19 protein-coding genes and 1 pseudogene are annotated in these 22,330 nt (G+C 63.3%); 10 read left to right on the forward strand and 10 right to left on the reverse strand.

Annotation, left to right across the window (positions count from 1 at the left end; genetic code table 11):
- Window positions 1-113: 113 nt before the first annotated feature.
- Window positions 114-860, reverse strand: coding sequence for an SDR family oxidoreductase (locus tag ASD28_RS18120; RefSeq protein ID WP_082577322.1), 747 nt, complete (start codon window positions 858-860; stop codon window positions 114-116).
- Between the two features lie 112 nt (window positions 861-972).
- Here ASD28_RS18120 and ASD28_RS18125 point away from each other — a divergent pair, with 112 nt between their 5' ends.
- The 5 genes from ASD28_RS18125 (at window position 973) to ASD28_RS18145 (ending at window position 6,375) form a co-directional block, all read left to right on the forward strand.
- The gene (locus ASD28_RS18125; protein WP_056131111.1) at window positions 973-1,884 is read left to right on the forward strand and encodes a LysR family transcriptional regulator; all 912 of its coding nucleotides are present in this window, start codon (window positions 973-975) and stop codon (window positions 1,882-1,884) included.
- Window positions 1,885-1,966: 82 nt separating this feature from the next.
- Window positions 1,967-3,655 carry an alkaline phosphatase family protein gene (locus ASD28_RS18130; protein ID WP_082577321.1) on the forward strand — a complete coding sequence of 563 codons (1,689 nt, stop codon included), beginning with the start codon at window positions 1,967-1,969 and terminating at the stop codon, window positions 3,653-3,655.
- A gap of 86 nt (window positions 3,656-3,741) precedes the next feature.
- Window positions 3,742-5,193: a Ppx/GppA phosphatase family protein gene (locus ASD28_RS18135; RefSeq protein WP_056131116.1), complete on the forward strand. Its 1,452-nt coding sequence runs from the start codon at window positions 3,742-3,744 to the stop codon at window positions 5,191-5,193.
- 68 nt (window positions 5,194-5,261) lie between these two features.
- Window positions 5,262-5,708: a nuclear transport factor 2 family protein gene (locus tag ASD28_RS18140; RefSeq protein ID WP_056131120.1), complete on the forward strand. Its 447-nt coding sequence runs from the start codon at window positions 5,262-5,264 to the stop codon at window positions 5,706-5,708.
- A 22-nt stretch (window positions 5,709-5,730) separates the two neighbouring features.
- The gene (locus ASD28_RS18145; protein ID WP_082577303.1) at window positions 5,731-6,375 is read left to right on the forward strand and encodes a GNAT family N-acetyltransferase; all 645 of its coding nucleotides are present in this window, start codon (window positions 5,731-5,733) and stop codon (window positions 6,373-6,375) included.
- Here ASD28_RS18145 and ASD28_RS18150 read toward each other — a convergent pair.
- The 4 genes from ASD28_RS18150 to ASD28_RS18165 all read right to left on the reverse strand — a co-directional run bounded on the left by ASD28_RS18150 (window position 6,302) and on the right by ASD28_RS18165 (window position 10,974).
- Window positions 6,302-7,474 carry a helix-turn-helix domain-containing protein gene (locus tag ASD28_RS18150; RefSeq protein ID WP_056131122.1) on the reverse strand — a complete coding sequence of 391 codons (1,173 nt, stop codon included), beginning with the start codon at window positions 7,472-7,474 and terminating at the stop codon, window positions 6,302-6,304. The genes ASD28_RS18145 and ASD28_RS18150 overlap by 74 nt on opposite strands.
- A gap of 46 nt (window positions 7,475-7,520) precedes the next feature.
- On the reverse strand, window positions 7,521-8,924 hold the full coding sequence (locus tag ASD28_RS18155) for a polysaccharide deacetylase family protein (RefSeq protein WP_056131125.1): 1,404 nt from the start codon (window positions 8,922-8,924) through the stop codon (window positions 7,521-7,523).
- A gap of 123 nt (window positions 8,925-9,047) precedes the next feature.
- Entirely contained in the window at window positions 9,048-10,181 is a 1,134-nt protein-coding gene (locus ASD28_RS18160) for an AraC family transcriptional regulator (protein ID WP_056131127.1), read from the reverse strand.
- A gap of 1 nt (window position 10,182) precedes the next feature.
- The gene (locus ASD28_RS18165; protein ID WP_056131130.1) at window positions 10,183-10,974 is read right to left on the reverse strand and encodes a helix-turn-helix domain-containing protein; all 792 of its coding nucleotides are present in this window, start codon (window positions 10,972-10,974) and stop codon (window positions 10,183-10,185) included.
- A gap of 89 nt (window positions 10,975-11,063) precedes the next feature.
- Here ASD28_RS18165 and ASD28_RS18170 point away from each other — a divergent pair, with 89 nt between their 5' ends.
- Window positions 11,064-12,278, forward strand: coding sequence for an MFS transporter (locus ASD28_RS18170; protein WP_056131133.1), 1,215 nt, complete (start codon window positions 11,064-11,066; stop codon window positions 12,276-12,278).
- A gap of 57 nt (window positions 12,279-12,335) precedes the next feature.
- On the opposite strand, the gene ASD28_RS18175 is transcribed toward ASD28_RS18170, so the two are convergent.
- The 3 genes from ASD28_RS18175 to ppk1 all read right to left on the reverse strand — a co-directional run bounded on the left by ASD28_RS18175 (window position 12,336) and on the right by ppk1 (window position 15,465).
- Window positions 12,336-12,800, reverse strand: coding sequence for a GNAT family N-acetyltransferase (locus tag ASD28_RS18175; protein ID WP_056131136.1), 465 nt, complete (start codon window positions 12,798-12,800; stop codon window positions 12,336-12,338).
- Window positions 12,801-12,872: 72 nt separating this feature from the next.
- Entirely contained in the window at window positions 12,873-13,346 is a 474-nt protein-coding gene (locus ASD28_RS18180; RefSeq protein WP_056131138.1) for a histidine phosphatase family protein, read from the reverse strand.
- Entirely contained in the window at window positions 13,312-15,465 is a 2,154-nt protein-coding gene (gene ppk1, locus ASD28_RS18185; protein ID WP_371831815.1) for a polyphosphate kinase 1, read from the reverse strand. The genes ASD28_RS18180 and ppk1 overlap by 35 nt, the downstream gene beginning before the upstream one ends.
- Before the next feature lie 429 nt (window positions 15,466-15,894).
- On the opposite strand from ppk1, the pseudogene ASD28_RS32860 reads away from it, so the two are divergent.
- The 4 genes and pseudogenes from ASD28_RS32860 to ASD28_RS18195 all read left to right on the forward strand — a co-directional run.
- Window positions 15,895-17,787: pseudogene (locus ASD28_RS32860) on the forward strand (type VI secretion system Vgr family protein); the annotation flags it as partial.
- A 63-nt stretch (window positions 17,788-17,850) separates the two neighbouring features.
- A complete protein-coding gene (locus ASD28_RS33210; protein WP_307168816.1) occupies window positions 17,851-18,657 on the forward strand; it encodes a DUF2345 domain-containing protein in 807 nt (268 codons plus the stop codon).
- Window positions 18,654-20,264: a hypothetical protein gene (locus ASD28_RS18190; RefSeq protein ID WP_156403806.1), complete on the forward strand. Its 1,611-nt coding sequence runs from the start codon at window positions 18,654-18,656 to the stop codon at window positions 20,262-20,264. The genes ASD28_RS33210 and ASD28_RS18190 overlap by 4 nt, the downstream gene beginning before the upstream one ends.
- A complete protein-coding gene (locus ASD28_RS18195) occupies window positions 20,261-20,869 on the forward strand; it encodes a hypothetical protein (RefSeq protein WP_056131146.1) in 609 nt (202 codons plus the stop codon). Before ASD28_RS18190 ends, ASD28_RS18195 begins: the two co-directional genes overlap by 4 nt.
- Window positions 20,870-20,873: 4 nt before the next feature.
- Here the strand turns inward: ASD28_RS18195 and ASD28_RS18200 are convergent, their stop codons facing one another.
- Both ASD28_RS18200 and ASD28_RS18205 read right to left on the reverse strand, forming a co-directional pair.
- A complete protein-coding gene (locus tag ASD28_RS18200) occupies window positions 20,874-21,377 on the reverse strand; it encodes a DUF1993 domain-containing protein (RefSeq protein ID WP_056131149.1) in 504 nt (167 codons plus the stop codon).
- Window positions 21,374-22,246, reverse strand: coding sequence for an AraC family transcriptional regulator (locus ASD28_RS18205; protein ID WP_056131153.1), 873 nt, complete (start codon window positions 22,244-22,246; stop codon window positions 21,374-21,376). Before ASD28_RS18205 ends, ASD28_RS18200 begins: the two co-directional genes overlap by 4 nt.
- Window positions 22,247-22,330 lie beyond the last annotated feature (84 nt).

A 22,330-nucleotide genomic window follows, 5' to 3' on the forward strand; every position in this document is an offset into this window, starting at 1 on the left:
AGAGAGGGCTAACACAGCTATGCATGCACCAGCTTTTTTCACCGGAAGCTAACAGCAACCCCGTCCACCTACAAGAAAAATATGTGGGGAAGGGTCAGGCTCTGACCCCGGTTTTACGCTGCGAAGCCGCCGTCGACCGCCAGGTCCGATCCCGTGACGAAGCTCGCTTCCGGGCTCGCCAGCCAGGCGACCATCGCCGCGACTTCTTCCGGCCGGCCGTGGCGCGGCAGGGCCATGAAGCCGTGCAGCGATTTGCCGAAATCCGTGTCGGCCGGATTCATGTCCGTGTCGACCGGCCCCGGCAGCACGTTGTTGACGGTGATGCCGCGCGGCCCCAGGTCGCGCGCCAGCCCTTTTACGAGGCCGGTGAGGGCCGACTTGCTCATCGCGTAGACCGCGCCGCCGGCGAACGGCATCCGCAGCGCGTTCGTGCTGCCGATGTTGATGATGCGGCCGCCGTCCGGCAGGTGGCGCGCGGCCGCTTGCGCCGCGGCGAACACGGCGCGCACGTTCACGGCGACCGTCTTGTCGAAGTCGGCGAGCGAGAATTCCGTCACGTGGCCGCCGAGGAAGACGCCCGCGTTGTTGACGACGATGTCCAGTCGGCCGAATTTGCGCGCGGCCGTGTCGATGGCGGCGGCGAGCGCCTGCGCATCGGCCACGTCGGCGCGCAGCGCGAGGGCCCGGCCGCCGGCCGCTTCGATGCGGCCGGCCAGCGCCTGCGCGGCGGCGTCCGATGACTGGTAGGTGAAGGCGACCGCCGCGCCGTCGCGCGCAAGACGCTCCACGATGGCGGCGCCGATGCCGCGCGATCCGCCGGTGACGAAGGCGACTTTGTCGTTCAGGTTCGTGTTTGCCATGATGCTCTCCATTCGGTTGGGGTGGTTGATGTCTGCAGTATCATTCCAACTCCCGGTTCAAACTAGCCGGTCAATAAGCACAAGACTTTCAACCCTCAGTTAAAGGTCGACCATGGAGCATCTGGATTCCTTCATCTACAGCGCCGAGGACGGCGGCTTTTCGGCGGCTGCGCGCCGCCTCGGCCTGACGCCGGCCGGTGTCAGCAAGAACGTGGCCCGGCTCGAGGCGAACCTGGGCGTGCGCCTGTTCCGGCGCAGCACGCGCAAGCTGAACCTGACGGAGGAGGGCGAGCAGTTGCTGCGCGAGGTGGCCGAGCCCTGGCACCGCATCCAGGACGCGATGGCCGTCGTGCGCCAGGGCGCCAACCGCGCCGCGGGGCCGCTGAAGGTGGCGATGGCGCCGGCCGTCGGGCGCATGCATTTCGTGCCGATGCTGGCGGAATTCCGCCGCCGCTATCCCGAGGTGCTGCCCGACCTGCACTTCGATAACCGCCAGGTCGACCTGATCGCGGAAGGGTTCGACGTCGCGATCGGTGGCGGCGTCGAGCTGCCGCAGGGTGTCGTCGCGCGCGAGCTGGCGCGGGTGCGCATCGTGCTCGCGGCGTCGCCCGACTACCTGGCCCGACGCGGCACGCCCATGCATCCGGACGACCTGGCCGCGCACGACGGCATCGCGCGCCGCTCGATCCGCACGGGCCGGCTGCAGGTACTCACGCTGCGCGATGACGCGGGCCGCGTGGCGCCTTACGATCCGCGGCCCGTGGCCGTGCTGGACGATCCGGAAGCGATGGCGCATGCGGCCGCCGCCGGTCTCGGCATCGCGCTGCTGCCCGCGCCGCACGCTGGGCCGCTGCTGGCGGACGGGCGCCTCGTGCGCATCCTGCCGGACTGGTATGCGGAGACGGGGCCGTTGTTCCTCTACTATTCGAACCGGCGGCTGCTGCCCGCCAAGACGCGGGTGTTCGTCGATTTCGTCCTCGAGCGTTTTCGGGCGCTGGGGTTGGCGGCGCACTTCGCCGGGTGACCTGCCTGTCACGGAACTGACATCTGGCCTTAATACAATGTACGATTGCCAACACCAGCAACCCGACAGAAAGACCGACCGCATGAGACCGTCCTGGCTGAAGACTTCGCTCACCCTGATCACCTGTTCCGCGCTGTGGCTGCCCGCATTGGCCCCCGCCGCGGGCGCCGACAGGCCGGCGGCGTCCGGCCAGGCCGCCGCGCAGGTGAAGCCGCCGAAGCTCGTGGTCGTGATGGTCATCGACGGCCTGCCGGCCGAGCAGGTCCAGCGCTACCGCGACCAGTTCGGCCCCGGCGGCCTGCGCCGGCTGCTGGAGCAGGGCGCGTCGTTCACGGATGCGCACCAGGCGCACGGCATCACCGTGACGGCCATCGGCCACTCGGCCGTGCTGACCGGCGCGTATCCTTACCGGCACGGCATCATCGGCAACAACTGGATCGCTGCGGACGGCAAGCAGGTCTATTGCACCGAGGACACCCGTTACCACTACATCGACGAAGAGACGGACCCGCACGACGGCACGTCGCCCGCGAACCTGCGCGTGGACACGCTCGGCGACCAGCTGCGCTACGCCACCGGCAACCGCAGCAAGGTCGTGACCGTGTCCGGCAAGGACCGCGGCGCGATCCTGCTCGCGGGCAAGACGGGCACCGCGTACATGTTCATGGACAAGACGGGTGACTTTGCCAGCAGCACCTATTACATGGACAAGCATCCGGCCTGGGTCGAACGCTTCCGCGCTTCGAAACCGCAGGACCGCTACTATGCGAAGTCGTGGAAGCCGCTGCTGGACGACAAGGCCTACGCGGACGACGCCCCGTACCCGGAAGCGACGACGTCCAGGCCGGGCCGTTTTCCTTTCATGTTCTACAGCGAGAGCGGCAAGCCGGCCGCCGACTATTATGGCCGCTTGAAGGTGAGCCCGGCCGTGGATGAACTGACCCTCGAGTTCGCGGAGGCCGCCGTCGACGGCGAGCAGCTGGGCCGCAATCCGACCGGCGCGCCGGACCTGCTGGGCGTGAGCCTCTCCGGCCACGATTATGTGAACCACGCGTACGGCCCGGAAAGCCGCATGTCGCACGACCACCTGCAGCAGATCGACCGCAAGATCGGCGAATTCTTCGCGTTCCTCGACAAGCGCGTGGGCCTGGACAACGTGCTCGTCGTGCTGACGGCCGACCACGGCTTCGCCAACACGGCCGAGTTCGCGCGCGCGCAGCATGCGGACGCGCTGCGCGTGAATCCGAAGACGCTGCTCGAGAACCTGAACGCCGCGCTGGCCGAACGCTTCGGCGGCGCGAAACTGGTCAAGACGTCGCTGCTGCCCGACATCCACCTGGACGACGACGCCATCGTCAGTAGGGGCCTCGTCCGCGCCGACGTGGAAAACGCCGCCGCCAGGTTCCTGCTGACGCAGCCGGGCATCTCGGAAGTCTTCACGCGCACGCAGCTGGAGCAGGGCGTCGCCGCGACATCGCGCCTCGGCACGCTGATGCAGCGGGCGTGGAACAGCCAGCTGTCCGGCGACCTGCTGGTGGTCACGACGCCGTACACGATCTTCAGCAGCGGATCGTCGGGCGCGAGCCATGGCACGCCGTGGCAGTACGACACCTCGGTGCCGTTATTGATCATGGGCAGGCGCTGGATCCGCCCGGGCGAGCAGGCCGGCTATGCGGAAGTCGTCGACATCGCCCCGACGCTGGCGCAGATCCTGCACGTACGCCGTCCGGCGGGCGCGGAAGGCCGTGTGCTGAAGGAGGCGCTGCGTTGATGGCGTTCCCTGAAGACGTAACGGGAGACGCGGGAGCGCCGGGGGCCGCTATACTGCCGTCAACGCCACTCAACGCGAGCCCATCCATGTACGCAGCAGTCGACCTCGGCTCCAACTCCTTCCGCCTGCACATCGGTGAGCCGATCGCGGGCCAGATCCACATCGTGCGCACGGCGCGCGACCCGATCCGCCTCGCGGCCGGCCTCGGCCCGGACAATGCGCTGTCCGAAGCAGCGGTCGAGACGGCGCTGCGCACCCTGCGCGACTTCAGCGGCATCCTGCGCCAGTTCCGGCTGGACGCGGTGCGCGTCGTCGCGACCAACACGATGCGCGTGGCCACCAATGCACAGGCCGTGCTGCCGCGCATGGAAGAGGCGATCGGCCATCCGATCGAGATCATCTCCGGCGAGGAAGAAGGGCGCCTGATCTACATGGGCGTCGCACGCGCACTGGGCCGGCGCACCGGGCGGCGGCTCGTGATCGACATCGGCGGCGGCTCGACGGAAGTGATCGCGGCGCACGGCGACGACATCCATATCGTCGAATCGTTCAGCACCGGCACGCATCCGCAGAGCGCCACGTATTTCCGCGGTGGCCACATCAGCGCGGACGCGTTCGAGACGGCCGTCAACGCGGCGCGCGCCCAGTTCGAGGACCTGGCCGACCAGTACCGCCAGCATGGCTGGGATGCGGTCTACGGCTCGTCGGGCACGATGCGCGCGATTAACGAGGTCATCTCGCGCAACCGGATCGGCGACGGCACGATGTCGCTGGCGAGCCTGCTCGCGCTGCGCGACAAGCTGGTCGAACTCGGTCACGTCGACGCGTTCGACCTGTCGGGCGTGAAACGCGAGCGCGTGATCGTGATGACGGGCGGCCTGTCGATCCTGATCGGCGTGATGCAGGAGCTGGGGGTTGCCGCCATGACAGCGATTAACGCCGGCCTGCGCCTCGGGGTGCTGTCCGACCTGGAACTGCGCGCCAACCGCCACGACCGCCGCGACCTGGCCATCCAGGACTGCATGCGCCGCTTCGGCGTCGACGCGCAGCGCGCCGCGCGCACGGCGGCTATCGCGAAGACCCTGTTCGACAAGCTGGCGCCGCAGGACGAAGCCGTCGTCCACCACCTGCTGCGCAGCGCCATGCTGCACGAGGTGGGGCAGGCAGTCTCGCACACGGGCGCGCACAAGCACGCGGCCTACATCGTCGAACACGCCGACCTGCCCGGATTCACGGCGCGCGAGCAGCGGCTGATGAGCCTCATCGTGCTGGGCCAGAAGGGCAACCTGCGCAAGGTGCGGGAGGTATTGGGCGTGCCCGACCTGGCCAAGGCGGTGCTCGCATTGCGCCTTGCCGCCGTGTTCATGCACGCGCGCGTGGATGGCGACGTGGACGCCGTCCGCCTGCGCATGAAGGGCCGGATCGACATCGAGACGCCGCGCGGCTGGCTGCGCCAGCACCCGACGGTCGCCGCCTGGTTCGAAAAAGAGGCGGAGGCGTGGAACGACGTGGGCGTGCCGTTCAGCGTGACCACCTGATCACCCTTGAAATCCCCGGCGCGGAAGCGATACTGGAAGTCCGATCATCGACTTTCAGGAAGAGGATCATGAACGAGCAAGCCAACATCAGCCTGATCAAGCAGGCGTACGACGCGTACGGCAGGGGCGACATTCCAACGCTGCTTGGCCTGGCCGCGCAGGACATCGACTGGGAACTGCCCGAGGTGGAAGGCATTCCGTTCAGCGGCAAACGCCATGGCGTGAGCGAGATGGCCGATTTCTTCCGCATCCTGGCCGAGTGCCAGGAACCGCGCGAATTCCAGCCGGACCGCTTCATCGCCCAGGATGACCAGGTGGTCGTGCAGGGCCACGGCACGTTCGCCGTCAAGGCCACCGGCGCCGAGTTCAGCGGCGACTGGTGCCATGTCTTCCGCGTCGCCGGCGGCAAGATCGCCAGCTTCAAGGAATACGACGATACCCACCAGGCCGCGCAGGCCTACCGGCCGCGGGGTGCCGGCGCGGGCATCACCACGCCGCAGCCGTCTGTTCATTAACGCTCTGCTATCATGGGGGGACATGAACCCCGTCCCCCTCGCAGGCCGCCACGTGCGGCTCGAACCTTTTGACGAGACGCTCCGTGCACCCGTGCGCAGCGCGCTCGATTGCGACCCCGACGCGTGGCGGCTGTTCGCGATCAACGGGCAGGGCGACGGCTTCGACGGCTTCTGGGACAGTCTCAACGCGCAGGTGGCGCAAGGCGGCTGGATCGCCTACGCCATCCGCGCCGTCGCGACCGGCGCCGTCGTCGGCACCACCAGCTTCCTGAACATCAAGCCCACGCGCCAGACCGTGGAAATCGGCGGCACGTTCATCCATCCGGACGTGCGCTCCACGTCCGTCAACGCGGAAGCGAAATACCTGATGCTGGCGCACGCGTTCGGGAGCGGCATGCGCCGCGTCGAGCTGCTGACGGATGCGCGCAACGTGCGCAGCCAGGCCGCCATCGCGAAACTGGGCGCCGCGCGCGAAGGCGTGCTGCGGCGCGAAAGAGTCACCTGGACCGGGCACGTGCGCGACAGCGTGCTGTTCGCGATCACCGACCTCGACTGGCCGGACGTCCGGACGGGTCTGGCGCGCCGGCTCGGCGTCACCGCTCCGGCAGGCCCATGCGGGTTCCGTGACGCCGGAACGCCCCGGGCGTGCAGCCATATTCTTCCTTGAACAGCTTGTTGAAGTACGAGACGTTCGCATAACCGACCGCGAACGCGATGTCCGCGATGGGCATGCCGGCCTGGTCGGTCAGCAGCCGCGCCGCTGCCGTCAGCCGCAATTGATTGACGTAGGCCGTGAAGGTCATGCCGAGCTCCTGCTTCAGGATCTCGTTGATCTTGTCGCGGTCCGCGCCGATCCGCGCCGTCACCGTGCCCATGTCCAGGTCGGGGTTCATGTAATGGGTGCCGATGTAGTGCAGGATGGCGGCCTTTTCCTTGTCCCTGAACGGTTCCAGGGTCAGCTGCCGGTAGGCGACGAACTGCCTGTCGTTGTTCAGTTGCGACTGCAGGCTGGCGACGAGCGCCCGCGCGTGTCCGTGCAGGAACCAGGCGGCGAACGCGCCCCAGCCGATCACCGAGATGACCGCCAGCGCGACGGCGTAGCGCTCGTCGTGGCCGTGCAGCGTGAATTCGCTGATCTCGACCCTGGAATCGGTGTCGCGCGGACTCTTCTGGGTGACGCCGAACACGAATCTGCCGACCTGCCCCAGATCGTAGGACTGGCGCGCCGGGTCGACCTTCGCCGTCTGGAACCACCATGGAGGAATCGTCAGGCGGGTCAGGTCCAGCGATACCGGCGTTCCCTGCTCGCTGCAGGAGAAGTAGGTGAGCGGCGACGGGTAGGTATGAAACAGGCCCGGCGTCGAGATGCCCGGGGCGAACGTGGACAGGCTGAACAGCAGTGAATTGGCGGGCGCGCATCGGGCGACGAACGTGACGGTGGTGTACGTCGACAGGTCCGCCGGTCCCGCCTTGGCCTGGCCATCTTCCAGCAGCATTTCGGCCGCCACGTAGGGATAACTGGCGGCGGGCGTGACCCGGAAGTCGAAGCGAAGCGCAGCGCGGCCCGGTTCCAGGATGCGAATGGTCGACGTGCCACCCAGGATGGCGTCCGTGATGACGTCCGGGCGCCAGTGCACGCCGCCTCGTTCCCTGGGAATGAGCGAGGCGGACGGGTGGCTTTGGCGGATGCAGAACCAGGCGACCAGCGCATCGGCCACCAGGACGAGGATGAGCGCAACCAGCGCTTTCTTGTAGAACTCTTGCATGGGCCTATGTAGTGATTCCCCGCGCGGGGGAATCATTTTATACGCGTCACTGCGTCCAGCTCAGCGACTGCGTATCCAGCGACACCTCGTAGTAGCCGCGGCGATCCCAGGCCAGGGGCTTGCCGTTCTGCGACAGCGTGCCGCCGTTCACCACGACGCGCAGCTTGCGGCCCGACGGGAAGTTGGCCGGCAGCGTCCAGCGCCAGGTCGTCACGCCGGCACTCGCCGTGGGCGTGGCCGCCTGCAGCAACTGCTGGCCGCGCCAGTAGGCGCCGACGTTGACCACGCTGTCGATCCATACCGTGCCCAGCGCCTTCGCATGGGCCATGTTGCCGGTGACCGCGCCGATGTCCACGCCGCCGCCCCAGTCCTGCGTGGTGGGCAGCAGCGTGTGGAACAGATAGATCATCCAGCGGCCCTGGTTCGCGGCGCTGTCGAATTTGGACGGGTCGCCCGGGAACTCGGCGAGCGGCAGGTTCTGCGCGTCGCTGCCCGTGCCGGGCGCCACCATGCCCGGCCACACGCCGCGCGAGACGAGGAAGCGCGATGCGGCCGCGGCCTTGTAGTCCGTGTCGCCGAACGGGTAGGCGGACGTCCAGACGGCGGACTGTCCGAGCTTCGTGCGGATGTAGACGCCGGTGTCGTCGAACTCGGCCCCGGCGCTGCCCAGGCTTGCCGGGCAGGTATTGGGATCGTTGTCGGTCAGTTCCGCGGCCCGGCAGTGGTGCGTCGTGTGGTTGCCGATTTCCGAACCCTGCGCGACCGCGTCCTTCCACGTGGCGTCGTAGTTGGGATACCAGTTGGCGACCGGATTGACGTAATAGGTGACGCGGACGCGCTGCGCCTTCAGGTCCGGATAGTGATCGATCTGCGACGGCTGCGAGTCGTCGAAGGTATAGGACAGGGCGGCCTTGAAGCCGGCCCAGTCGAGCACGCGCAGCCCGGGCTGCCCCGTGGTGCCGCCGGGGCGGACCACGTCGCTCGCCGCCAGCGGCAGCGGCAGGCCGGCCGCGCCGCCGTCGTTCCACGGAAGCACTTGTATCTTCAGCGGGGCCTGGCTGGTGCGCTGGCCGTCGCTGACCTGTACGCTGAGGTCGTAGTCGTTGTGGCCATCGGCATCGCCGGGGTGCGCGGTGTCCGGCGCCTGGCGGAACGAGAGGGCGCCGGTCGCGGGATCGATCTTGAAGCGCGCCGCATCGCTGCCGGCGATGGACCACGTGGCGGTGCGCCCGCCGGCCAGGGTCGCCGTCGGGATCAGGAAGGTCGCGGTCAGGCCTTCGTGGACGCTCAAGCTGGCCGGCATCGACAGGACGGGTGCCGCTGCGGCCGCGCCGCCGGCGCCCGCCTGGACGTCGGGCGCGTTGATGACACCGCTGCCCCCGCTGCAACCGGACAGACATGCCGCGAGCAGGGCAGGGATGGCGGCTCGGATGTGGTATTTCCTGTTCAAGATGGGCTCCTCCAATCGTTGTTCTTGGCCCTCGATCGTAGGCATCCGCCCGGCGGCTCTCTAACGCTTATTGCGGAAATTCCCGGTGTGTGCAGAAATTTGCATGAATTTCCTCAGATTGTTTTAATGGCCTGAAGGCATTTCCAGCCGGCGCGCCAGGCTCTTGAATTCCCTGGGAGAACAACCGTATTCTTCCTTGAACACCTTGTTGAAATACGAACCATTGGCATAGCCGACCGAATACGCGATTTCCGCCACGGTTGCACCGGCCTGGTCGGTCAGTAATCTGGCGGCCTCGGTCAGCCTCAGCTTCTTCAGATAGCCGGCGAACGACATGCCGAGTTCCGTCTTGAGCACGTCATTGACCTTGCCGCGGGTCGCGCCCGTGCCGGCGGCGACAGCGTCCAGGTCCAGTCCGGCCTGCGCGTAATGGGTGGCGATGAAGCGCAGGATGTCGGCCTTTGCCTTGTCCTCGAACCGTTCGACGGTCAACTGGCGGTATGCCACGAACGACAGATCCTTCCTGAGCCGGGCTGCCACCGTCGCCCCGAGGGCGCGCGACTGCGCCCGGAAGAACCCGATGCCGAAGGCGGTCCAGCCGGCCACCAGGACCGTCGCCAGCGCGACGAGGTAGCGGTCGTCGCGGCCATGCAGCGTGAGATCGCTGATCTCGACCTGCGCATCGAGCCCGTGCGGGCTGTACCGGCTGGCGCCGAATTCCAGCTTGATGACACGGTCCAGCGCATACGACCGGCGTGCGATGTCGACGTGTTCGGCGTCGTACCACCAGTCCGGAATGGACAAACGGGTGAGATCCAGCGAGACCGGCATGCCTTTCTCGTTATAGGAAAAGAAAGTCATGGCGGGCTTGGCGACACCTTCGTCGACCACGGTGATATTGAGGATCAGCGAATTGGCGGGCGTGCATTTCGCGAGGAAAGAAACGGTCGAGTACCTCGACAGATCCGCCGTCCCGTCGAACTGCAACGCCGCCCACGCCCAGGGATGCGGGATGGCGTCCGCTACCCGGAAGTCGAAGCGGAGCGATTGCCGCGTGGCGTCCTGGATGCGTACCGTCGACGCGCCGCCGAACGGGGCGTCCGTGATGGCGGCGGCGTGCCAGTGCGGCGCCGTGCGATCCCGCGGCAGGAGCGACGCGGATGGCGCGCTGCGATGGATGCAGAAACCCGCGATCAGCGCGTCGGCGGCCAGCAGCAGCACGAACGCGCCGAGGGCCTTCCTGTAGAAGTGCTGCATGTCAGCGCTGCGCGAAAAACGCCGACGGCGAACAGCCGAACGTCTTCCTGAACATGTGCGAAAACGCGGATTGGCTCGTATAGCCCAGTTCTTCCGCCACGCGCGCCAACGGCATCCCGCGCGCGATCAGCGGCGCCGCGTGCGCGAGGCGCACCTGCTGGCGCCATTCGGTGAAACTCATGCCCAGTTCCCGTTCGAACAACCGCGCCAGCGTGCGTTCGGACGCGCCCACCTGGCGCGCCCAGTCGGCCAGCGTGTGCGTGGCGCCGGGTTCATCGAGCAGGCGTTCGCACAGGCTTTGCAGCCGCTTGTCGCGCGGCAGCGGCACGCGGATCGGCAGCGCGGGCGAGAGCGCCAGTTCGTCCAGCATCAGTTCGGACAGGAGCGTCGCGCGCGGCGACGGTTCCAGCTGCGGCAGTTGTTCCAGTGCGAGGATCAGTTCGCGCAGCAAGGTCGACACTTCCAGCACGCGGCATTCCTCACCGGGGAAGGGCGAGCGTGCGGCGTGGATGCGCACGGGACGCAGGCGCACGGGTTCGAGCACGGTGACCTCATGCACGACGCCGGGCGCCGTCCAGATCGCGCGCGACGGCGGCACGATCCAGCTGCTGCCGGCGGCCGTCAGGCGGATCACGCCTTCGCGCGCATAGGTCAGCTGGCCGAACGTGTGCGTGTGCGGCGCAACATTATCCAGCGCCACCAGGTCGCGCGCCGTCAAGGTGACGGGCCGCGCCGGCGTGGGATCGAAGCAGTCGGGCAACGGCTGCGTATGGTGGACGACGGGGATGCTCACGGATGTCCGATTCTCGATAGAAGTTGTCCTGCTATCGTAATTCAGCCGTGGTCCATTTGCCTACACTGGCGTTTTCCCCTGGAGTAAATATGTCACAAGACAGCACCCTGCGCGCCGACGCGCGCGTGATCGCCCTGGTGGGCCTCGCCCACGGCACGTCGCACTTCTACCACCTGATCCTGGCCGCACTGTTCCCCTGGCTGAAGCCCGCGTTCGGCCTCAGTTACGCGGAACTGGGCCTGCTGCTGACGGCGTTCTTCGTCGTGTCGGGCGTCGGCCAGGCGCTGGCCGGCTTCGTCGTCGACAAGGTCGGCGCGCGCAGCGTCCTGTTCTTCGGCATGACGATGCTGGGCGTCTCGGTCCTCGTGCTGTCGGTGGCGGGCAGCTATGCGGCGCTGATGGGGGGCGCGCTGCTGGCCGGCGTCGGCAACAGCATTTTTCATCCTGCCGACTACACGCTGCTGAACCAGCGCGTCTCGCGCGCCCGGCTCGCGCACGGCTTTTCCGTGCACGGCATCAGCGGTAACATCGGCTGGGCCGCGGCGCCGCTGTTCATGACGACGGTCGCCGCGTTCTCCAGCTGGCGCATGGCGCTCGCCAGCGCGGCGATCCTGCCGTTCGCGGTGCTGGCCATCCTGGTCCTGAACCGGGCGCGCCTGGCCCCCGAACGCAAGCCGACCGTTGCCGCGGCACCTGTGACCGGCGAGGGCACCTTGTCGTTCCTGCGCCTGCGTGCCGTGTGGATGTGCTTCGCGTTCTTCTTTCTGACGGCCGTGGCGCTGGGCGGCATCCAGGCCTTTGCCTCGATCGGCCTGATGCAGCTGTACGGCATCTCGCGCGAGCTGGCGACGGGATCGTACACGGCCTACATGCTGGCGTCGGCGGGCGGGATGCTGCTCGGCGGCTTCATCGGTGCGGGCCGGCAGGACCACGACCGCACGGTCGCCATCGCGTTCGCCGTGGCCGCCGCGCTGGCGCTGCTGCTGGGCGTCGCCGTCGTGCCGGGCTGGCTCGCGTTGCCGCTGATGGCGCTCGTCGGCTTCTTCTCGGGCATCGCGGGACCGTCGCGCGACCTGATGATCCGCGCGGCGGCGCCGAAGAATGCGACGGGGCGGGTGTACGGGATCGTCTATTCCGGGCTGGATGCGGGGCTGTCCGTGGGGCCGGCGCTGTTCGGGTTCGTCATGGATGCGGGGCATCCGGGGTGGCTGTTTGCGGGGATCGCGCTGTTCCAGGCGCTGGCCATTGTCACGGCGGTGGGTGTCGGCGGCGGGACGAGGGGGGCGCGGCTGCAGAATGCGTGAGGCGTTCACGCGCCATCGAGCCCTTCGATCCGGATGGTGGCGCGCCGTCGCCGCGATCTATAAATCCATGCCGAGAAACCGGGTTCCGGCAACGGGATTGAAGGTCACGGGCGGGGCCGGCACGAAGCCCAGCGACGCGTACAGCCGCCGGGCGGCTTCGAACTCCGGCAGGACATCGAGGCAGATACGGCGGTAGCCGGCCGCGCGGCCTTCGTCCAGGATGCGCTCGACCAGCCGGCGCCCCAGGTCCTGCCCCCGCGCGACGGGGCGGACATACACGCGTTTCATCTCGCAAGTCTCGTCGTCCACTGCGCGGAAGCCGGCGCAACCAACGACGGCACCGGCGTGAACGGCGAGGAACAGTCCGCCTGTCGGCGCATCGTATTTGCCGGGCAGGTCGGCCAGTTCCGCTTCGTAGTCCTGGAAATCGAGGCTGACGCTGGTGCTGCCGATGTATTCGCGAAAAATGGCGACGACGGCATCGAGATCGTCGGGAAAACGGGCGCGTCGGATATCGGTCATGTGTGCCATGGGAATGGGATCGGGCGTCTGGTTTTTGCTTTCAGCAATATTATGCCCGAAACGACCGCGTCGTCAGCGTAGCTTCCCGACGATATCCGGCCCCACCGCCAGCCTGACGAACGGCGCCGGCTCCTCCTCGCCCTTGCTGGCGATCCAGAACACGCTGGCCTTGCGGATCTTCCAGTCCTGTGCGGTCCCGGCAAAGATCAGCGACGCGACCTGGCCGAGCAGCGGCTGGTGTCCGACCACGACGACCGGATTCTTGTTGTCCGGCCAGCCGGCCGCTTCCAGGATGCGCTCCGCCGACGAATCCGTGTTCAGTGCTTCCACGGTGATGAACTTGCGGCCCAGCGCCTGCGCCGTCTGGACGCAGCGCGCGGCGGGGCTGGAGAGGATGCGGCAGTGCGACGGCAACTGGCGGTCGAGCCACGCGCCCACGCGCGACGCGTGGCGCGCACCCTTGGCCGTCAGCTCGCGCAACTGATCGCCCTGGCGGTCGGGCACGTGCGGCTCAGCCTCGGCGTGGCGCCACAGGATCAGTTCCATGGTCGTTCTCCTTGTTATGTCCGTGGGCGGTGCTTTGCGCGCCCAGCGTCTCCATCAGGAATTGCTGGGCGCTGAAGGCCGCCTGGCTGCCGCGTGCCTTGCGGCGCTTGTAGCGGCCGTCGCTGCCCAGTTCCCAGGCATTGACGTTGTCCTTCAAATAGACTTGCAGGCCCTCGCGCAGCACGCGCTTCTTGAGCGCCGGCGAGCGGACGGGGAAAGCCACTTCGACCCGGCGGAACAGGTTGCGGTTCATCCAGTCCGCGCTGCCCAGGTAGATGTCGTTCTTGAGATTGTTGCGGAAGTAGTAGACGCGCGTGTGTTCGAGGAAGCGGCCGACGATCGAGCGCACGCGGATGTTCTCCGACAGCCCCGGCACGCCAGGCCGCAGCGAGCACGCGCCGCGCACGATCAGGTCGATGCGCACGCCGTCCGCGGACGCTTCGTACAGCGCGCGGATGACGGATTCGTCGGTCAGCGAATTCATCTTGGCGATGATGCGCGCCGGCTTGCCTTCGCGCGCGATCGCCGCTTCCTGGCGGATCGCCTTGACGATTTCCTTCTGCAGCGTGAACGGCGCCAGCCACATCGCCGACAGCTGCGTGGGCCGCGTCATGCTCGTGAGGTGGATGAACACTTCGTTGACGTCGGCCGTGAGCTCGTCGTCCGACGTGAGGAGGCCGAAGTCCGTGTAGAAGCGCGCCGTCGTCGGGTTGTAGTTGCCCGTGCCGAGGTGGGCGTAGCGGCGCAGGCCGTCCGGTTCGCGGCGCAGCACGAGCGCCATCTTCGCGTGCGTCTTGAGGCCGACGACGCCGTACACGACCTGCGCGCCGGCTTCTTCCAGCCGCTCGGCCCAGTTGATGTTCGCCTCTTCGTCGAAGCGCGCCATCAGTTCGACGATGACGGTGACTTCCTTGCCGCGCAACGCCGCGTTGATCAGCGAATCCATCAACTCGGAGTTCGAGCCGGCGCGGTAGATCGTCTGCTTGATCGCGACGACGTTCGGATCGGCCGCGGCGCAGCGCACGAATTCGATCACGGGCTGGAACGACTGGTACGGATGGTGCAGCAGGATGTCCTGCTTGCGCAGCACGGAGAACGTGTCGTGCGCGTTCACGAGCTTGGCCGGGAAGCCCGGCGAATAGGGCGTGAACTTCAGGTCCGGCCGGGCATTGCTGTTGGCGATTTCCAGCAGGCGCCCCATATTGACCGGGCCATCCACCGTGAACAGGCGCGAGCGGTCGATCGAGAACTGGTCGAGCAGGAAGTCGGCCAGGTGCTTCGGGCAGCCGCGCGCGACTTCCAGGCGCACGGCGAAACCGTAGTTGCGGCTATGGAGTTCGCTCTGCAGCGCCTGGCGCAGGTTTTTCACTTCTTCCTCGTCCACCCACAGATCGCTGTTGCGCGTGACGCGGAACTGCGAGTACGACACCACCTCGCGCCCCGTGAACAGGTCCGCCATGTGGGCCTGGATCACGGAGGTGAGCAGGCAGTAGGACGCGCCCGGCTTGTCCGACAGTTCGTCCGGCAGGCGGATCAGGCGCGGCAGCACGCGCGGCGCCTTCATGATCGCGATGCCGGTGCCGCGCCCGAACGCATCCTTGCCGGCCAGTTCGATGATGAAGTTCAGGCTCTTGTTGATCACGCGCGGGAACGGGTGCGCGGGGTCGAGGCCGACCGGCGTGAGCAGCGGGCGCACCTCCTTGTCGAAGTACTGCTTGACCCACGCCTTCTGCGCCGGGTTGCGGTCCGAGCGGCGCAGCAGGTGGATGCCGTTCGCGGACAGCTGCGGCAGGATCTGGTCGTTCAGGAGGGCGTACTGGCGCGCGATGATCTGGCGGCATTCGTCGGCGGCGCCGTCCAGGTCGGCCTGGCCGGGCTCCGGGCCGCCGTGCGCCTGGTGCTGGGCGAGCAGGCTGGCGACGCGGACCTCGAAGAATTCGTCCAGGTTGCTGGACACGATCGTCAGGAAGCGCAGGCGTTCGAGCAGCGGGACGGATGGATCTTCCGCGTTTTCGAGCACGCGCCGATTGAATTCGAGCAGCGACAGTTCGCGGTTGAGGAACAGGTGTGGGCTATCGGGCGGAAGCGCGGCAGGTGCCTCGTCCGTTTTTAACTTCATATCCATTTTTCGGGAATATTTCACTCGTGACAACGGAGTGTAGAAGCCGATTATGACAACATTGTGACAGAGAACGCTCGACAGCGTCGCCCTGTCACAACCATTAGATCGAACGCATTCTCGCAGAGAAGATGATTGGCGTTTCCGTCCTCTCATAAAAATTTCTTGGCGGGAATTTTAGTTCCATTAAGTTGTGCATTGCAAGCCCGCGTCGGTGTAGGTCTTCTTCGCATGTTTTTTTAAGTGCGTAAATCCAGGTAGGCGCATGGTGTCTGTTATTTCTCAATGGGCGCCGTACTGTTTATGCCACGATAGCAAGCCGTCTCGACTGTATCTCCACGTTGCAAAAAGCGTCTTTGCTTTCGCTTTTGTCTCTCATTGCCTGTATTACTTCCCGGACAAATAAATAGAGATGAGGTAGCCCTTCCAATGGCCGATCTGCAAACTGCTCAAACCCGTCATCAGGCTCTCATCGGACAGCAAGACAGACTCTTAAAGCTCACTGTCGGTCTTGGTAAAGACATCCTTCTCCCGCAACGTGTCGTTGCCCATGAACGGTTAGGCAGAAGTTACGAGTATGCGATTGATGTTATATCCATACGTGATGATATCGACCTGAAAAATCTTATTGCTCATCCTGTTACTCTTTGGGTAAAGCAGGTCAATAGGAGCTATTTGCCGATCAGCGGCTATGTGCATACAGCGATGCGCCTTGGAAGCGACGGTGAGTTAACGTTTTACCAAATAAAGTTCGCACCTTGGCTTCATTTTCTTAAATTCCGCAAGGATACGCGAATTTGGCAAGACAAGAAAGCAACCGACATTCTCGCCGAGGTGTTCTCTGTACACCCACAAGCGCGTGGGAATTTTCGCTTTGATCTGACCGAGCCGATCTCACCGCGTTCCTATTGCACTCAATACGAAACTGACTGGAATTTTGCACATCGTTTAATGGAAGAGGAAGGCTGGTACAGTTATCACGAGCAAAAAGCCGATGGTACCGGTCACGTGCTCGTTGTTACGGACACGACACATTGCCTCAAGCCCGTCGAGCCAAAGCAGGTTTACTTCCATCGAGGAAGCACCGTGGACGAATTGCATAAAATTGTCCATTGGAGCACAAACCTTAGTTTGAAGTCGACTCAGGTGACTACCAGAACTAGCGACTACAAAGCTCCAGGCTACCAAAAGCAGAGCAACATGGCTGTACTTCCAGAGCACGGTAGACTCCCCAGTCAACTGGAGATCTACGAATATACCGGTGCTTATACCTATTCGAAGCAAGAACAGGGGGACAAACAGTCACGTATTCGCGTCGAAGAATGGGAGTCCAGCATAAACCGGTTCTAAGGGGTCTCTGGGATACGTTCTCTGCCGGTGGGTAGCTGGTTTACGCTGGAAGGTCATCCCGCACATCGGGACAGTAGAGAGGAAGACCGTCAGTTTCTTGTCGTCGCGGTCGAGTGGAGTATTGAAAACAACCTTCCGCTAGCAAGTAATGGCAGAGAGTTTCCAGGCAGCCTTTTCGAACAAACTGAGGCGTTTAAATCTGCAATCGGGCTTGACATCCGGCGAACTCAGTCAAGCAGAGAGGAACTGATAAGAGACGGATACACTGGCCATTGTTTTAATCGGTTTGAAGTCCAGCGTCGCATCGTTCCTTTTCGCAGTCCGGGAGAACATTCTAAGCCAGGACTACATCCGCAGACTGCCATCGTCGTTGGACCCTCGGGAGAAGAAGTCCATACTGATTATCTCAACCGGGTAAAGGTTCGGTTCCATCGGGATCGGCTAAACCCAAGTGATGAGAGGGCTTCCTGCTGGGTGCGTGTCAGTTACTCCAACGCCGGTCAAGGATGGGGCGGTCTCAACGTGCCCCGCATTGGTCAGGAGGTCATTGTTACGTTCTTGGGCGGTGATGCCGACCGTCCCGTTATTACCGGTAGGCTATATAACCAGGAGCAGATCCCGCAATGGCATACCAATGGCAGGCTTTCAGGCTACAAAACTAAGGAATTTAATGGCAATGGGTTCAACCAACTTGTTCTAGACGACACGACCAGTCAAAACAGAATTCAGCTCTATAGTACGAATAGCCATGCGCAACTAAACCTAGGTTATCTGATCACTCAACGCGGCAATGAGCGAACCCGGTTTTTCGGATCAGGGTTTGCGCTGAGTACTGACGATTTCGGCGCTATCGTAACGTACAAGGGCTTATATATCAGCACCTTTGGCCGTCCCGGAGCGCAAGGCACACAACTCGATGCAACGGAAGCCTCCAGCCAGCTGAAGAACGGTGCATCGCTAGCTAAAAATCTATCCGAGAGCGCATCGAAGGCCGGAGCCGAGCCTCTTGCCGGGCAGGAGGCACTTGGGAATTTCATTGACGCGACACATGACCGTTACGAAGGTCCGGGACAGAGCGATGCAAATCGTTTCAAAGAACCGATCCTGCTGGCAGCATCCCCTTCCGGAATCGGGCTCGCGAGCGCCAAGGGAGCACATGTTCATGCCAGTGATCAGGTGACTCTGTCGTCTGGTAAGGACACTAATATCGCTGCGGGGAAAAGCCTCCTTGTTAGCGTCGCAGAAAAGATTAGTTTGTTTGCTTCGAATGCCGGTATCAAATTGTTTGCGGCGAAGGGTAAAGTCGAAGTGCAAGCGCAAGCGAACGACCTCGACCTTATCGCAGAAAAAGTCGTGCGTTTGTTATCGACGACATCCCGCATCGAAGTTCACGCAAAAGAAGAGGTGGTCATATCGGCGGGTGACTCCTTCATAAAAATCAACGCCTCGGGCATCACCAATGGAACGTCTGGCAAGTGGATTTCACATGCGTCAACGCACAGCTTCCAACGACCCGCGACGAATTCTTATGTCATGCCGCATTTGCTGAAGGCCGATCTTCAAAAAACGGACCTTGAGTTTCGCCATTTGACTGATTGGGGTGCGCCCCTAGCCGGGGCCGCTTATAAAGCGACGTTGAGCGATGGCAGCGTTCGCAAAGGGACACTCGATGCCTTGGGTATCGCACGCATAAGCGACGTACCTGCGGGTACTACTGCGAAGGTCGAATACGACTACAAGCCGTTGCAGGTCAGCGCATTTGTAGCAACGGAATTACACGAGGATATCCGTCAATTGCTGAACTGGGCTACAGGCAGCAAAACCCATCAAGGTGGTGCATGAGCCAAGATCGTTCGTCACCGGAGCAACATACCGTCCTCGCGGATGCTTGGGGACATGTCGTCGGGGGCATGGAATGGCTTCAATCAGTGCTCTTTGGCGAATTCGCCGACCATCGACCACTGTCTGCCGTCGTCGCCGATATGCTGGTCAGCTTTATTCCAGGTGTAGTCATCGTCACAAGCGCGCGGGACGCGGTCGCCGTGATTTTGCGCTTGGCGACCCATCCAGAAAGGCGCGAAGAACTCATGGAGTGGGTGCTCCTGTGTGCGTGTTTGATCGTCATTGCCCTACCGATCGCGATGGCTGCGGGTAGTGCCGTAGCGCTAGGGGTAGGTGCGGTTGTCGGCGGAGTGGCTGGCTCGGAACTCGGCGCTGCGTTACGGGCCGTAATGCTTTTGCTGATCAAAGAGGCCTCGAAACTCGTGGAGCTTTTGCGCTTCATGCAAAAGTTCATGAAGGGGGACATCCTGAAATTTTTGCGAGCCATTCAGTTCGCTAAATATGAAAAACCTCTAATCCAGGCAATTAGCAAGATAACTGGGAAACTCGTCGAGCTCGTAAAGGCGCTGCGCGCGCATCTGGAGAGTCTAAGCTATTTTGAAAGAGTCAAAGACACAATCATCAATCTGGCAGAGTGGGAGAAGAAGTTCTACAATGTCCAGCAGGACGCGCTTAAACAGGTACCGAAAGCATTGGCAGAGCTCGACGCTAGGCTCGCGAAAGTGCTGACGCAGACCGCCCTGAAAGAAGGCCATACAGTCGCCGCCGGTGTGCTGACAGAAAAAAGCCTCGTAGCACTACCGACGAAACAAAGAGTGAAAGACACTCTCGGGAAGGTGCTTGAAAAGGGTGGGCGGAAAATACCTGAAACAAGGGGCAAAGCAGCGTCTCATGATGGCGCCGTACGGACGTCTAATCCTGATTCAAAATTAAGCGGGCAACTCAAAAACAACCCCGAGCCAATCAAGTCGCCCGGAGAATCACCGAATACGAAGAAGCAGGCGGTGTCCGACGCTACTCTAGCGGTAGAACGCGAACGGATTGCCCAGTTGTCCAAGGAAGGGAAGATTGATGAGGCACGGACCATTTTGCAGCCCCATTTGGACGCGGCAAAGAATGCAGAAACCGTGGCAGAGAAGGAAGTTGCCATGAAGGCTATAATTGCAAGATTGGACGTAACGTCGGATAAAGAAAAGATGTTCTGGTCAGGTAATAAGGAGCTGGCAGCAAAGATCGCAACCGAAAAAGGTAAAATTATTTTGGAGCAAACTTCGGGCGGGAAAGTAATTGACGATTGGGAGGATCTGAACAAAACCTTTTCCTGGGATCCAAAGGATATAGGGCCTCATGGTTGGAATTTTTGGGGTGACGTCTCTGCGGAGTATGCCAAGGATGCAGCTGGGGAAATTGAAATTATCCAGGACATTGGAAAATTTCCGGCTGGTGGTCCCACATGGAGAACGAGGGAGTGGACGACGATTATTGACGAGGGTAAGGTCACGTCAATGAAGATTTATGGAATGGATAAATCGGGTAATATCTTAAAAGCGATGACAATCGAGCCTGATAGCACGATTGCTAAAGAATTATTCGGAGGAGTACTATGACGCTGGCGTTTGAAAAATTTATCAAACAATATGAGATGACGGGCAGAGAAAAGGCCGACGGCTATAGTCAGGATGTATTTGTGGGGTTGGACGAAAGTGAGAAAAAAAAGGTGTTCGAATTATTGATGGCGGAGATGCCGTGGGGGATTGAGTGGCTATTTTTTCTTGAGCCAAAAAAAGCGCTGACGGTAGCAAAGCAGCGGGAGGGTGAATTGCGCGGGAAGCCTTATGGCGATGCATATATGTTTCAACAGCAAATTGTCAAATACTCTGGTGACTTGCTTTATCAGAAACACATGATTGACGATTATGCTGGTTATTCGGAAAGTGTAAGGCCACTTGTCGTGGATGCTATATATCGCACGCCACAAAACGAAGATACCATTTCGTTTTTCAAACATGTTGTTCTGACAGAAGTCAGTGGAAGCGCAATTGCTAGGGCAAGTCGGCACTTGCTAGACGCCTTAAAAGTTCCCCAGGCTAGCGAAACCGAAAAGGGGAATTACAGGGCGATGGTTGCTGAACTGCGCAGCGACGACACGCCAACGAAGCTGAGGGCGCTTGCCAAACTTGAGAAATATAGGTCACTTAGCAGTCAACCGTAATTTGCTAACTCGCGAATTCGAAGTCCGACGGATAGCGATGGTAGCCATCGAAGTCGGCTTTCCCGACCGGCACGCCGCCCTGGCGCGCGATCGCATACACCATCGAATAGTGAAAAAAGAAGTTGGGCACGGCATACATCTGATAGTACTCGGCGGCCGGCAGGTCCAGCTCCGCGAAGCCGGCCGTCGTGCGCACGCGCCGCGCGTCCATGCCGGCGAAATCCGCATCGGGGATCGCCGCCAGGTACGCCATCGTCCGTTCGAGCTCGCCGAAGACGCTGGGAAACGTCGACTCGTCGGCGCGGAACGAGACGATCTCGCGTCCCGCCAGCGGGCAGGTGGCGCGTAAGGTTAACCCGATCGCGACCCGGGCCTGCTGCAGCAGCGGGAACATGTCCGGGTGCAGGCGGCGGTCCGCGACGGCCACGTCGAACGCCTCGACCTGCTTCAGGATGGCGTCCAGTTGTCCCAGGTAGTGCAGGAAGAGCCGGGTCGGCGTGACCGTCATACGACGGTCTCCCGAACGCGCCGCAGATCGTCGCGCGGCGGCCGTCCGAACATCCGGCTGTACTCGCGCGTAAACTGCGACGGGCTTTCGTAGCCCACCTGGTAGGCGACGGCGGCCACGTCGCAGCTGGCCGCCGCGAGGCGGGCGCGTGCCTCGTGCAGGCGGATCTGCTTCTGGTATTGCAGGGGGCTCAGCGACGTGAAGTCCTTGAAGTGGCGGAACAGCGACGACGCGCTCATGCCGCTCACCGCTTCCAGCTGCTGCGTCGAGACGGGTTCGGCGTAATGCTGCTGCAGCCAGCGGATCGCACGGCCGATGCGCGATGCGCGGCTGTCGGCCAGGCCCACCTCGCGCAGCATCGGGCCGTGCGGGCCGGAGAGCAGGCGCCACAGGATTTCCTTCTCCAGCAGCGGCCGCAGGATGCGCACGTCGTCCGGATGGTCGAGCAGGGTCACCAGGCGCCCGACGGCATCCAGCAGCTGGCTCGACGCCGCATGCACGGCCATCGGCGCCGCGGCCGGCGGCGCCTCGGCTTCCGCTTCGACGATCAGGCCCGCGATCTCGGCCGGGCGCAGCGTGAGCGCGACGCCGAGATACGGCTCGTCCTCGCTGGCGTGGGTCACCTGGCCCGTCGACGGCATCGTCAGCGACACGATCACGCAGTCGCCGGGACCATATTCGTAGGTGCGCCCGCCGATCGTCGAGCGCTTGCGGCCCTGCAGGATCAGCGCGAACATCGGCTCTTCGATGCCGCTCATCGGCAAGGTCGGCGTCGTGACCGAACGCACCCGCAGCCCGGGCACGATGCAGTCCGGGCCCGTGCCGGCGTGGCGCATGGCGAGGTGGCGAAGGTCGTGGAGAGTCATCATGATGTCGTTCGTTCGTAAAGGCAGCAGATGTCATTACGGGACAGTGATCGTAACATGATCGACGCTACCAAGACACATATGCAT

It is taken from the genome of Massilia sp. Root133, assembly GCF_001426525.1.
Taxonomy (GTDB): domain Bacteria; phylum Pseudomonadota; class Gammaproteobacteria; order Burkholderiales; family Burkholderiaceae_D; genus Telluria; species Telluria orientalis.

What these genes read in the sequence shown, in the direction of transcription:
- ppk1 (WP_371831815.1), bottom strand. Translation starts at nt 15,465, where the DNA reads ATGAAGTTAAAAACGGACGAGGCACCTGCCGCGCTTCCGCCCGATAGC.
- ASD28_RS18200 (WP_056131149.1), bottom strand. Translation starts at nt 21,377, where the DNA reads ATGACGGTCACGCCGACCCGGCTCTTCCTGCACTACCTGGGACAACTG.
- ASD28_RS18150 (WP_056131122.1), bottom strand. Translation starts at nt 7,474, where the DNA reads ATGCAAGAGTTCTACAAGAAAGCGCTGGTTGCGCTCATCCTCGTCCTG.
- ASD28_RS18170 (WP_056131133.1), top strand. Translation starts at nt 11,064, where the DNA reads ATGTCACAAGACAGCACCCTGCGCGCCGACGCGCGCGTGATCGCCCTG.
- ASD28_RS18145 (WP_082577303.1), top strand. Translation starts at nt 5,731, where the DNA reads ATGAACCCCGTCCCCCTCGCAGGCCGCCACGTGCGGCTCGAACCTTTT.
- ASD28_RS18125 (WP_056131111.1), top strand. Translation starts at nt 973, where the DNA reads ATGGAGCATCTGGATTCCTTCATCTACAGCGCCGAGGACGGCGGCTTT.
- ASD28_RS18140 (WP_056131120.1), top strand. Translation starts at nt 5,262, where the DNA reads ATGAACGAGCAAGCCAACATCAGCCTGATCAAGCAGGCGTACGACGCG.
- ASD28_RS18120 (WP_082577322.1), bottom strand. Translation starts at nt 860, where the DNA reads ATGGCAAACACGAACCTGAACGACAAAGTCGCCTTCGTCACCGGCGGA.
- ASD28_RS18195 (WP_056131146.1), top strand. Translation starts at nt 20,261, where the DNA reads ATGACGCTGGCGTTTGAAAAATTTATCAAACAATATGAGATGACGGGC.
- ASD28_RS18175 (WP_056131136.1), bottom strand. Translation starts at nt 12,800, where the DNA reads ATGACCGATATCCGACGCGCCCGTTTTCCCGACGATCTCGATGCCGTC.
- ASD28_RS18135 (WP_056131116.1), top strand. Translation starts at nt 3,742, where the DNA reads ATGTACGCAGCAGTCGACCTCGGCTCCAACTCCTTCCGCCTGCACATC.
- ASD28_RS18160 (WP_056131127.1), bottom strand. Translation starts at nt 10,181, where the DNA reads ATGCAGCACTTCTACAGGAAGGCCCTCGGCGCGTTCGTGCTGCTGCTG.
- ASD28_RS18190 (WP_156403806.1), top strand. Translation starts at nt 18,654, where the DNA reads ATGAGCCAAGATCGTTCGTCACCGGAGCAACATACCGTCCTCGCGGAT.
- ASD28_RS18130 (WP_082577321.1), top strand. Translation starts at nt 1,967, where the DNA reads ATGAGACCGTCCTGGCTGAAGACTTCGCTCACCCTGATCACCTGTTCC.
- ASD28_RS18180 (WP_056131138.1), bottom strand. Translation starts at nt 13,346, where the DNA reads ATGGAACTGATCCTGTGGCGCCACGCCGAGGCTGAGCCGCACGTGCCC.
- ASD28_RS18205 (WP_056131153.1), bottom strand. Translation starts at nt 22,246, where the DNA reads ATGATGACTCTCCACGACCTTCGCCACCTCGCCATGCGCCACGCCGGC.